Origin of the sequence: Candidatus Symbiopectobacterium sp. NZEC127, assembly GCF_025962675.1 — a bacterium.
Taxonomy (GTDB): Bacteria; Pseudomonadota; Gammaproteobacteria; order Enterobacterales; family Enterobacteriaceae; genus Symbiopectobacterium.
In genome coordinates, this window is record NZ_JAGFPG010000001.1 from 2188215 (window position 1) to 2199636 (window position 11422).

The window sequence follows — 11422 nt, forward strand, 5'->3', positions numbered from 1 at the left end:
TTAAGCAAAATGCCCCCACTCTGGGAGAGTGTAGACAAAAAAACTGCCGTTACAGACAGAAAGGCCACACGGCCGCCGAGAGATAACTATTTGAAGCGTTTAACATTAAATTATTTTTTCATCGGGGTTATTACGTTACTGCTGATGTTGGCGCTCTGGCCCAACATCCCCTGGCGCAGCGGCCAGGATACACAGCTCAATCAGATCCTTTCTCGGGGCGAGCTGCGTATCAGCACGCTCAATTCGCCGCTGACCTATACCCTCAGTAACGGAACCCCCTCAGGACTTGATTATGAACTGGCTAAACGATTCGCCGATTACCTTGGCGTGAAGCTGGTGGTATCGGCGCGTCCAAATCTTGACGCCTTGTTCGATGATCTCGACAACGACAATGCCGATCTGCTCGCCGCCGGGCTTATCTACAACCATGAGCGACTGGATCGCTTTCGCGCGGGGCCGACCTACTATTCCGTTTCGCAGCAGTTGGTTTACCGTATGGGTGCCACGCGCCCTAAAAACCTGGAAAAACTGAGCGGTCGATTAGCGGTCACATCGGGCTCAGCCCATATCGCCACACTACGCGATTTGAAAAGCGGTAAATATCCGGCATTGAGCTGGGAAGCCGCCTCGGATCTCAGCACGCAAGATTTGCTCAAACAGGTGGCGCAGGGTGCGTTGGATTACACGCTGGCGGATTCCGTCACCATCGGTTTGATGCAGCGCATTCACCCGCAGCTTTCCGTTGCGTTCGATCTGAGCGACGAAGAGCCGGTCACCTGGTATATGCGCCGCACTCAGGACGACAGCCTGTACGCCGCCTTGTTGGACTTTTTCAGCCAAACCGTGGAAGACGGCACGCTGGCCCGTCTGGAAGAGAAATACCTCGGCCACGTAGGCGAATTTGATTATGTCGATACCCGCACCTTCCTGAGCGCCATCGATAATACCTTGCCCGATCTACAGCCGCTGTTTGCCAAATATGCCAGCGATATTGACTGGAAATTGCTGGCAGCCATCTCTTATCAGGAATCGCACTGGAACCCGTTGGCGACCTCGCCGACCGGCGTGCGCGGACTGATGATGCTGACGCGCAACACCGCAGAGAGCCTGAATGTGACCGACAGGCTCGATCCGGAACAGAGCATTAGCGGTGGCGCACGCTATTTGGCGCACATGATGGAAAAAATGCCGGAAAGCATCCCAGAGGATGAAAAGATTTGGTTTGCACTGGCCTCGTACAACATGGGCTATGCCCATCTGCTGGATGCGCGCAAACTGACGGAAAAACAGAAGGGTAATCCCGATAGCTGGGCGGATGTGAAGGTGCGTCTGCCGATGCTCAGCCAGAAACGCTATTATGCCCAGACCACTTACGGCTATGCTCGCGGCCACGAAGCCTATAACTACGTTGAAAATATCCGTCGCTATATGCTGAGTCTGGAGGGGTATCTGACCGAGAAAGCCAATAAAACCCAGCAGCAGGAACTGTTAGCAAGCGCTTACCCTGCCGTACCGCCAGAAAAACTCGGCAAATAACCGATCAGGTAGCACCGTCACACTTGGCGGCTTTTTCTTGCGCGCGCAGCGCTTTATGCTGTGCGCGGCGTATTCGGAAAAAATCGCTGAGGGTTTGGGCGCATTCGGCAGCCAGTAGGCCAGACGTGATCGCTATCTGATGATTCATACCGGGATGGCGCAAGATATCGACCAACGACCCTGCTGCCCCGGTTTTTTCATCGTTGGCACCATACACCAGTCGGCCAATACGGCTGTGCACCATTGCCCCTGCGCACATCACGCAAGGTTCAAGCGTCACATACAGCGTCGCGTTGATTAAACGGTAGTTCTGCAACACTTTTCCGCCCTGACGCAACGCCATGATTTCGGCGTGCGCGGTCGGATCGTGATGACCGATGGGGCGATTCCAGCCCTCACCAATCACGTTATTATCCAGAACCAGCACCGCACCGACGGGCACCTCCCCCTCCTCCTGCGCCCGTTGGGCCAGTGTCAGTGCATGACGCATCCAATATTCATCAGGCGTGTCACCGCCATCAAGGGTGTCGTTCATGGTGCCTCCCGGGTATTTATCGCGCATTTTTGGTCGCGCGCATTATACAGGGTGTAAAGAAAAAGCAGAGTGCTTATTGCCTGGCCGATGCCGTTACTCCAGCTGTTGCAACGTCCCGGCACGCGTCACGCGCCAGCGGTGTTCGCAAAAAAACAGCAGCGGATTATCTTGCTTGCTGTCGCTATACCCGCTGTGCAATTGAAGTGGCGCACCAAGCTGTTTTTCCATCTGCACCACCTTCTCCCGTCCCAGACAACGCAGCGGCAATACCCAACCGCCATAGCCCCGTACCATCTGGCTGCCCATCAGTTTGACGCCGGGCAGAAACGCGGCGTCATGGTAAACCTGCTCGACCAGACGCTGCGGCGAACCGGTTACCAGCCACACTTGTGCATCCGAAGCGGCGAGATACTCGGTCAAGCGCTGCTGCACCAACGGAAAGGGCGTCACCCAGCGACGAAAACGGGCAACAAACCCCTGCTCTAGCGCCCGTAAATGCGCCTCACGCCGACCAAAGGTAATGGCCCAAAGCAGAGCGCTCATTGGCCAGCGCGCCGCCCTGCCGCGTGCCAGCAATACCAGCCCGGCCACCGGCAGCACCGGAATAACCAGCAGTAAATTTAACGGCAGGCGTTTAAGCAAGTAACGCAAATAACAGCCAAACATGTCTTGGCGATGCAAGGTGCCGTCCAAATCAAAAAACACGATACGTGTCGGTGATTGTTCACCCAAACCATTTTCCTCTTGCCAGGGTAATCACTACGTTACGGGAAAAAACGAGCACGTACGGTGCCCATTTCCTTATTTTTAAGGCAACAGCGCATCGCGCAGATAACCGTGGTGTATTGCCAACCGCTGCTCGGCCTCTGCCGCGCTGATACCGCTGAGGATCATCAGTATAGCGGGTTTGGCCGCATAGCCGGTTTCTTGTAACGCTCGCTGCGCCTCATCACGTGCGGCACCCGTGGCTTCCATCACGATACGACAAGCGCGATCCACCAGTTTCTCATTGGTCGCTTTTACATCGACCATCAGATTTTGGTACACCTTTCCCAGCTTAACCATCACGCCCGTGGAGAGCATGTTGAGCACCAGCTTTTGTGCCGTACCGGATTTGAGGCGTGTCGAACCGGTCAGCGCTTCCGGTCCGACTACCGGTGAAATCGCCACCTCGGCCAGCGCCGCAATCGGGGATGCGGGGTTGCAAGAGATGGCGACCGTACCACAACCCTGGCTGCGTGCATATTTCAACGCACCAATCACATAAGGGGTGCGGCCCGACGCCGCCAGCCCCACCACGGTGTCTTGTGGCGTCAGCGACAGCGCCACCAGATCGCCCTCACCGAGGGAAGGATCGTCCTCTGCACCTTCAACCGCCTTCAACAGCGCGCCGGGTCCACCGGCTATCAACCCGATAACCAGCCCGTGGGGCACACCAAAGGTCGGCGGGCATTCAGACGCATCAAGAACCCCCAAGCGCCCACTGGTACCCGCCCCGAGATAGATCAGTCGCCCGCCCGCTTTCATTCTGGCAGCCGCCATATCCACCGCGCGCGCAATCTCCGGCAGCACCAGGCTTATCGCCTCGGGCACTTTACGGTCTTCCTGATTGAACAGCGTCATCATTGCAAGCGTGGTTTGGCTGTCCAGTTCCATCGTTGCCGGATTACGGGTTTCTGATACCAAGGTGGCTAAATTCATGTTTTTCTCCCTGACACACGGTGTGCGCTGCTGACCCAGCCATAAAAGTAGGTTATTCTGCCATAATAGCTAACGATAACTCGTCTGTATCGACAGTGTTTCCGCCCTCAGCGCCTATTCTATCTTCACGCCAGGAAGGTGTGCATGTCTGCCTTGTGTTCAACAGGGCGGCATGGCGTATTTTCACGCAACAAGGCCAGCACACCGCAACGAGGATGAGAGGCTTACTCTGGTTCAATCAATAGCGAAGAGAAACACCGGTGAATAGCCGCTGGATAACGACATGGCGTAATAAAGGGGTTCTGCTTGTGCTGTTCAGCAGTCTGTTACTGCTGACGGCAACGCTGCGCGCGGATTGGGATTTCGTCACCATTAATCAGCGCACGGAACAACTTTACGGCCCTGCAACACCGGAAGCGCGTAAGCGAATTAATGAGTGGCAGGCATTATTAGGTTCATTGCCCGGCAGCGATGAAAAAAAACTATTGGAATCGGTAAACCGTTTTTTTAATGAACGGCTGCTATTTCGTGACGATCGTGTCATCTGGCAGCAGGAAGATTATTGGGCAACGCCCATTGAAGCGCTGCGCAAAGGAATGGCTGACTGCGAAGATTATTCTATTGCAAAATATTTTACGCTACGCAGGCTCGGTATTCCGAATGAGAAGTTACGAATTACCTACGTTAAAGCATTACGCCTTAATCAGGCACATATGATCGTTGCGTATTATCCCACTCCGACCTCTATTCCGCTGGTGTTGGATAATCTAACGGATAAAATATTACCCGCAACGCAGCGTACCGACCTCATCCCCGTTTATTCCTTTAACGCAGAGGGACTATGGCTGCCCGGCAGTGATGGCAGCAATAAACGGGTCGGCGACAGTAAGCGGCTTTCACGTTGGCAAGATTTATTGACCAAAATGCGGGCCGAAGGTTTTTCTCTTGAAGAGTAGGATTAGGCTATGTCTCTGTACAAACAACTTTTGATAGCCATCTGCTTATTCGTACTGGTGATTTTTAGTGGCAGCTTTTTTGTCAGCCTGGAAAATTCACGCGAGCAGTCGAATAACCAATTGCAATCCCACGCGCAGGATGCCGCCACCGCACTTGGATTGTCGTTAACGCCCAATATCGACGATCCGGCCATGGTGGAATTAATGGTCAGCTCGATTTTCGATAGCGGCTATTTTTCCAGCATTCGGGTGCGTGATATTAAAACCGGTGACGTCACGCTGGAACGCATCGCCTCGCCTGAAATTCCCAATGTTCCCGCCTGGTTTGTGCGGCTGGTTAATCTGACACCGGGCAGCGGTGAGGCCATGGTGATGCGCGGGTGGGAGCAGGCGGCAAAAGTGGAAGTGGTCAGCCACCCGATGTTCGCCGTTACCCGTCTGTGGCAAAGCACCTCCGCAGGAGCCATCTGGCTATTGGGCTGCGCTGCGCTCGGTTTATTGATTGGCGCGTTGTTGCTGCGCCGCCAGTTGCGCCCGTTGAACTACATGGTGAAACAGTCGCTGGCGATCACCCGCCGTGAATACCTCACTCAGCCGGACTTGCCCAGCACACCAGAATTCCGCCGTGTGGCGCAGGCCATGAATCTGATGGTCAGCAAGCTGAAGATGTTGTTTGAAGAAGAAGCCGAGCGAAGTGAACGCTTACGTCAAGAAGCCTATCAGGATCCGCAAACCGGTCTGCCTAACCGTCGCGCTTTTGAGATGCAGTTCAACGACAAGAGCAGCGATGAAGAGACGCCGCCGGGCTATCTCATTATGATTCGCATACAGGATCTGGCAGGTCTCAACCAACGGCTCGGCGGTCAACGCACCGATGCGCTGCTGGAAACCATGGCGAAAATGATGCGTACCGCACAGAAGCTCTATGCCGAACAGGAGAGCGTGCTGGCGCGTTTGCGCGGCGGTGAATTTGCCCTGCTGTGCCCCGGCATGGCAGAAAAAGAAGCGCACACGCTGGTCGTCGCACTTTCACACAACCTGGAATCACTCGCGCTAACGGGCGAGATCGACAGCTCGCCGGTTGCCGCATTGGGCATGGTGCCGTTCAAGCACGGCGATAGCCTGAAAACGCTGTTGATACAAGGTGACCACGCGCTCACGCGGGCAGAAAGCTCTCCGCTGCATCACGCGCCCTTGGCAGAAAATGAAGCCCATTCACCGGCCGAGGCCGATCGTCACCTGTGGTTTAATCGCCTGGATACGCTGCTGAATGAGGAACGCCTGCAACTGTTCTTCCAGCCGGTTTGCCGCTGCGCTCACCCCGGCGACGTGCTTCACCATAAGGTACTGGCGCGTATCAACGATGAGCAAGGCAACAGCATCGCAGCGGGATTTTTCCTCCCCTGGATCCAGCGCTTTGGCTGGAATGCCCGGTTAGATCAGGTGATGATAAAACAAACATTGGATTATCTGTCACGCAGTTCCGGTACGCTGGCGCTGAGTCTGTCGGGCAGTACCGTGCTGGATTTAAACCTGTTGACGCAAATGCTGGCACCGCTTAAGGGCCATCCCGAGCGGGCGCGCCGTGTGATTCTTGAGCTGGATGAAAACCAGTTGCCGGAAACCCATCATCTTGAAGCGCTGATCGCAATGCTCAGCGAATACGGTTGCCAACTGGGATTACAGCACTTCGGTGGGCGTTTTAACCTGATAGGTAACCTGGCGCAGTGGGGGCTTGCCTACCTGAAAATTGATGGCAGCTACATTCGCAATATCGATCGGGAAAACGATAAAAAGGTGTTTATTGAAGCCCTTTACCGCACAGCCAACAGCATCGATTTGCCACTGATCGCTGAACGTGTCGAAACCGAGGGTGAACTGGATACGCTGCGCGGCATGGGGCTACAGGGTGCTATGGGACGTTTGCTGGGAGAACCGTTCCCCGCGCCGGATAACACGCTGTTGCTGAAATAACGTCTAATAGGGATAGTGCGTGCAGACAGACTTGCCTGCACGCACCAGAGAGAGAAAAGCGCGGCAACGTGAGGCTTAAAACATCGCCTCATCTTCGTCGTTAATCAGCTTGCTCAGCCCGCCGTTGAGCGCTTCACGTGCATGGGCCCGGTTAATCAGCTTCAACTGTGCCGCAGCAGGGAAATCGGTAATATTGATAACACCTTTCTGCGTTAGCACCTGAATCAAATCCTCAAGCACGCGCACCATTTCCAAATCGCTTTGGCGTAGCTGCTGCAATCCATTGAGCATCACTTCCTGATTTTTCCGCCACAGGATCGCTTCCGGAGAATCTTTTGCCAGTTTACCGGTCATCTCGTCAAAGGGCACATCCGCCACTCTGACTAAAAACCCTTGGCTGTCACGCTGGATATAGTACATGCACCACCTCTTCTCTCCGGTACGGTATGGCTGCCTCGCCCCGGAGAAGGTCGATGCCTTCTCCGGGCGCAAGTAATGCAACTCAGTTTACCGTCTGTTCGGGCTTGCTGACCAGACTTTCCAGCGAAGGCATTGATCCACTGTAATGCTCAAGCGTGATAGAGACATTCACCGTACCGCCCGCGTTGCCCGAGAAGTCACCTTGCGTGCTGACTTCAATGGTGGGAGAACCGTTATGATCGGTAAAGCGGATATAACGGCTAAGATCGGCCCCTTTGTCCAGATCGCCGAGCAGATCGTGCAGATTGATCTTGTCACCTTCACCCGGGTTGAAATCTTTGATGACATCAAAACCGGTATCGCCTTTTTGCCACATAAAGGTATCCGCCCCTGAACCACCAATCAGCGTGTCGTTGCCCTTACCGCCGATCAAGATATCGTTGCCGCTGCCGCCGTACAGGATGTCGTTTCCTTCACCGCCGTTAAGCAGGTCATTGCCACCCTGACCAAACAGGATATCGTTACCCGCACCGCCGTACAGTTTGTCGTCACCGTCGTTGCTGGACGAGAGATCAAACGCCTGATGGTGATCGGTAATGTAATGGTGCATATCCTGCACCGTTACGCTGGAGACTTTCATCTGCTGCGCGATATAGGTTTGCAGTGCCGACAAGCCGTTACCTTCGATACCGTCAAAGCGCACCACATCGCCAAACAGGATGTCATTGCCAATACCACCGTGCAAGGTGTCGTCTCCGCCGGGCAACGGTTTGTTGCTGCCCAGGATAGCTTCACTCAGCTTGCTCGGATCGATCTTGCTTTGAACAATACCGTCGGAGTCGTAACGCGTCAGACTGCTGGCATCGAGCGATTTGCCCACGCCAATGGCTTCAATGGTGTTATGCGATATCGACTGCAACAGCTTGAAGGCAGTGTCTGCGTTTTGCTGGCTGTAGTAACGATTGTAGTAGCCGTAGTCCCCGTCGTTGTTACCCCAGCCGCCCAACGTGGAGATTTCATAAGTGCCATCGCCCTGCGCATGTACCCGTCCGACAACTTCGTGGTCGATATAACCATAACGATTATAGAAGTATCGATTGACATCGCCATTAGCACTGATGACCTCGCGGTTCTCCCCCATAATTTTCATGTTATAGGCTTGGCCGACTTGGTAATTGAAACTGTCGATATTCAGCACTTCATTCGAATTACTACCCACCTGTACCTGATTGGTTTCATCCTTCTGATAATAGGTCGGCTCGCCGTCGGTAATAAAATAGGTCAGGTTAGTACCGACATTATTTTTCACCGCCGCACTTTGGAACCAGTTGGCCGTGGTTTTAAACACGTCCTCATAGTTAGTACCGCCGCCGTTACCACCGCCAACCATTGAGTTCAGTACGCCGGTAAGCTTGCTCAGCGCCGTCGAGTCTTTCAGATCCACCGATACCGTGCGGCCAACCTGCGTGTCAAAGTCAGCGAGGAACACGTTCACTTTCCCTGCATGCGCACCGTTGGCACTGTTGATCAGGCTGTTAAACACGTTTTTCAGAGAAGCAACCGTGTTGGCGATATCGGTAGTGGTCATACTGCCCGAGCTGTCCACCATAAACGCGATGTTATAGTTGGTGCCTTCCACCAGTTGCAGACCGGAAACATCGGCTATCATCACATCGTTGCTGTTGGTGCCCTGTACAGAATCATCCCCGGTAGTGCCGATGGCTGCACCGTATTGCTCAACGCCTTCCGTCGAATAACCGGTCGCGCTGTCATGGTTGAGTTTTTCAGTTGACGTTGCTTGAGCCACCACCTCGAACTTGCCTGCCGCCACTGGCACGTACAACGTGACCGTTCCCGACAACGCGTTGGCATTGTGCGCGTTGGCAATGGTGTAAGTGCCATCTTTGCCCACGGTATAGGTCGCATCATTGTTGATATGGTCAACCACTTTGGTGCCTTCCGGCAGGCCGGTCAGGGTAATGCCCGACAGCGTTTCACTGCCGTCAAGATCGGTCAATGCGGCTGAGACATCCAGCGTATGTTCCTGGGTACCCGTGTTGGTTTCTTTGGTTACCGTAGGCGCATTGCTGCCTGGCGCCATACTGGTGCCATCACTGTAAATCACCCCGCCCAGATTGTTACTCACCTGATTGGTGAACGAATGGGATTGTCCGTTGCTGTCGGTGTAGTTAACTTTGACGCCATCAAGGGTATTGACGCTCGTTGGCTGATTATTATTCGTGTTGTAAGTAGGATTATAGGTATAGCCATCCTCTTTCATCACAAACACATAATCTTTATGCGCACTGTCATTATTAACTACTCGGTTTCCACCAAAAGAATCCAAGGGTTTTAGTTCATCAGGTCGTCCACTTTGACGATAGAAATATCCGCTGTTCGAGTGGACAACGAAAATATCACTGTAGCCATCATTTCCGCTGGTATTACCCTGTGTATAGTACGAGTATGTACCGGTACCCACCAATGTCGGGATCGGATCCCCCTCGGTTAACCAGACGCGCACCCCATTGCCGACGGCAACAATTTTTCCATCCTGAATATCAAAGCCACCGTTGGTACTGCCGCCGTTAATATGAATCACTTCACTGCTTGGCGTACTGTTGCCGCTGGTAATGTCCAGCGTCACCGTCGGTGCATCCGCCACCGGGGTAATATCAATGTTGAGCGAGGTTTCCGCACCAACGTTGCCCGCTTTATCCACCGGTGAGAAATGCACGATGCCATAGGGTGAACCCGACGCATTTGCCGCAGGATCAAAACGCAAATCTGTATTGGTCGAGTTAAACGACTGTCCTTCCGTGACGGGTTTCCAGGTGCCATTATCGTTGTAATACAGCGTACCAGCGCTGGCCGGTGGCAATGAAGAAATCACCACGCTGGACGTATCGCCAGAAACGCCCAAGCTATCCCAACCGATATGCACCGGCGTATCTTCCAGCCCGGTTACCGTCTCATCGTGCGCGACAGGCGGCTTGGTATCCAATATGGCTTGATCGTTATCGTGGGCCTGATTACCCGCCGGATCCGTTGCCGTTGCAACGACCTTAATCTTGCCTTCTGCCAATGTGCTCAGATCGGCTGAGGTACTCCATTTACCATCAATAACAGGCACATCAGTAAGTTTGACCTCTTTTCCCTTACTGTCAGTGAAGACCAATGTCACGTGGTTTTCCGTGCTGGTGCCCTGAATAAATTGTCCGGCTAATTCGTGAGCATTGAGATAGCCATCATTACCGGCAAAATTGGTGATATCAATTTCAGGTAAGGTTTTATCCATGATGGCACTGGCGCTGTCTTGCGCGGTGTTACCTGCGGCATCCGTTGCCGTCGCCACCACGGTGATTTTGCCTTCTGCCAGCGAACCTAAATTAATCGTGTTATGCCATTTGCCGTCAAAGACCGGCACACTGCTGACGGTGACTGACTTGCCGTTGCTGTCGGTAAAGGTGAGATTGACGAAACGCTCGTTGCTCGTCCCCTCAATAAAGGTTCCACCCAACTCTTGCTGATTGATATATCCGTCGTTACCCGCAAATCCAGTGATATCTATCTCGGGGGCGGTGACGTCCAGCGTCGAGTTGGCGGTGTCGTGCGCCTGATTACCGGCCGGGTCAGTGGCGGTGGCTTTGGCTTCCACCTTGCCTTCCGCCAGACCGCTCAGATCGGCCGTGGTGCTCCACTTGCCGTCCACTACCGATACGTTCTTGACCTCAACGGTTTTGCCATTGACGTCGGTAAACACCAGATCCACGGTTTTTTCGCTGCTGGTGCCGCTGACTGGCGTGGCGGTGGACTCGCTGGTATTGATATAGCCATCATCACCGGCAAAGTGCTCGATATCGACCGTCGGACCGGTGACGTCCAGGGTGGAATTGGCGGTGTCGTGCGCCTGATTACCTGCCGGGTCAGTGGCGGTGGCTTTGGCTTCCACCTTGCCCTCGGCCAGGCTGCTCAGATCGGCCGTGGTGCTCCACTTGCCGTCCACTACCGAGACGTTTTTCACTTCAACGGTCTTGCCGTTGACGTCGGTAAACACCAGATCGACGGTCTTCTCGCTGCTGGTGCCGCTCACCGGCGTTGCGGTGGATTCACTGGTATTGATAAAGCCATCGTCACCGGCAAAGTGCTCGATATCCACGCTCGGTCCGGTGACATCCAGCGTCGAGTTGGCGGTGTCGTGCGCCTGATTACCGGCCGGGTCCGTGGCGGTGGCTTTGGCTTCCACCTTGCCTTCCGCCAGGCTGCTCAGATCGGCCGTGGTGCTCCACTTGCCGTCCAC

Annotated in this window: 8 protein-coding genes; 3 read left to right on the forward strand and 5 right to left on the reverse strand. The window is 54.2% G+C overall.

Features of this window, described 5'->3' with window-relative positions; translation table 11 throughout:
- The first annotated feature begins 9 nt into the window (after positions 1-9).
- Entirely contained in the window at positions 10-1536 is a 1527-nt protein-coding gene (gene mltF, locus J5069_RS10020) for a membrane-bound lytic murein transglycosylase MltF (protein WP_413542210.1), read from the forward strand.
- Positions 1537-1540: 4 nt separating this feature from the next.
- Here mltF and tadA read toward each other — a convergent pair whose 3' ends face one another.
- The 3 genes from tadA to murQ all read right to left on the reverse strand — a co-directional run bounded on the left by tadA (position 1541) and on the right by murQ (position 3772).
- Positions 1541-2071 carry a tRNA adenosine(34) deaminase TadA gene (gene tadA / locus J5069_RS10025; RefSeq protein ID WP_264643662.1) on the reverse strand — a complete coding sequence of 177 codons (531 nt, stop codon included), beginning with the start codon at positions 2069-2071 and terminating at the stop codon, positions 1541-1543.
- A 93-nt stretch (positions 2072-2164) separates the two neighbouring features.
- Positions 2165-2803, reverse strand: coding sequence for a phosphatidylglycerophosphatase C (yfhb, locus tag J5069_RS10030; RefSeq protein ID WP_264643663.1), 639 nt, complete (start codon positions 2801-2803; stop codon positions 2165-2167).
- A gap of 75 nt (positions 2804-2878) precedes the next feature.
- Positions 2879-3772, reverse strand: coding sequence for an N-acetylmuramic acid 6-phosphate etherase (murQ, locus tag J5069_RS10035; RefSeq protein WP_264643664.1), 894 nt, complete (start codon positions 3770-3772; stop codon positions 2879-2881).
- Positions 3773-4080: 308 nt separating this feature from the next.
- On the opposite strand from murQ, the gene lapG reads away from it, so the two are divergent.
- The gene (gene lapG, locus J5069_RS10040; RefSeq protein ID WP_264643665.1) at positions 4081-4728 is read left to right on the forward strand and encodes a cysteine protease LapG; all 648 of its coding nucleotides are present in this window, start codon (positions 4081-4083) and stop codon (positions 4726-4728) included.
- A gap of 9 nt (positions 4729-4737) precedes the next feature.
- On the forward strand, positions 4738-6702 hold the full coding sequence (gene lapD, locus J5069_RS10045) for a cyclic di-GMP receptor LapD (RefSeq protein ID WP_264643666.1): 1965 nt from the start codon (positions 4738-4740) through the stop codon (positions 6700-6702).
- A 75-nt stretch (positions 6703-6777) separates the two neighbouring features.
- Here the strand turns inward: lapD and J5069_RS10050 are convergent, their stop codons facing one another.
- Complete coding sequence (locus tag J5069_RS10050) at positions 6778-7122, reverse strand: tryptophan synthase subunit beta (protein ID WP_222157791.1); 345 nt, start codon at positions 7120-7122, stop codon at positions 6778-6780.
- 82 nt (positions 7123-7204) lie between these two features.
- The coding region (locus J5069_RS10055) for an Ig-like domain-containing protein (RefSeq protein ID WP_264643667.1) at positions 7205-11422 on the reverse strand (4218 nt) is incomplete at its 5' end.

What these genes read in the sequence shown, in the direction of transcription:
- mltF (WP_413542210.1), top strand. Translation starts at nt 10, where the DNA reads ATGCCCCCACTCTGGGAGAGTGTAGACAAAAAAACTGCCGTTACAGAC.
- lapD (WP_264643666.1), top strand. Translation starts at nt 4,738, where the DNA reads ATGTCTCTGTACAAACAACTTTTGATAGCCATCTGCTTATTCGTACTG.
- murQ (WP_264643664.1), bottom strand. Translation starts at nt 3,772, where the DNA reads ATGAATTTAGCCACCTTGGTATCAGAAACCCGTAATCCGGCAACGATG.
- tadA (WP_264643662.1), bottom strand. Translation starts at nt 2,071, where the DNA reads ATGAACGACACCCTTGATGGCGGTGACACGCCTGATGAATATTGGATG.
- J5069_RS10050 (WP_222157791.1), bottom strand. Translation starts at nt 7,122, where the DNA reads ATGTACTATATCCAGCGTGACAGCCAAGGGTTTTTAGTCAGAGTGGCG.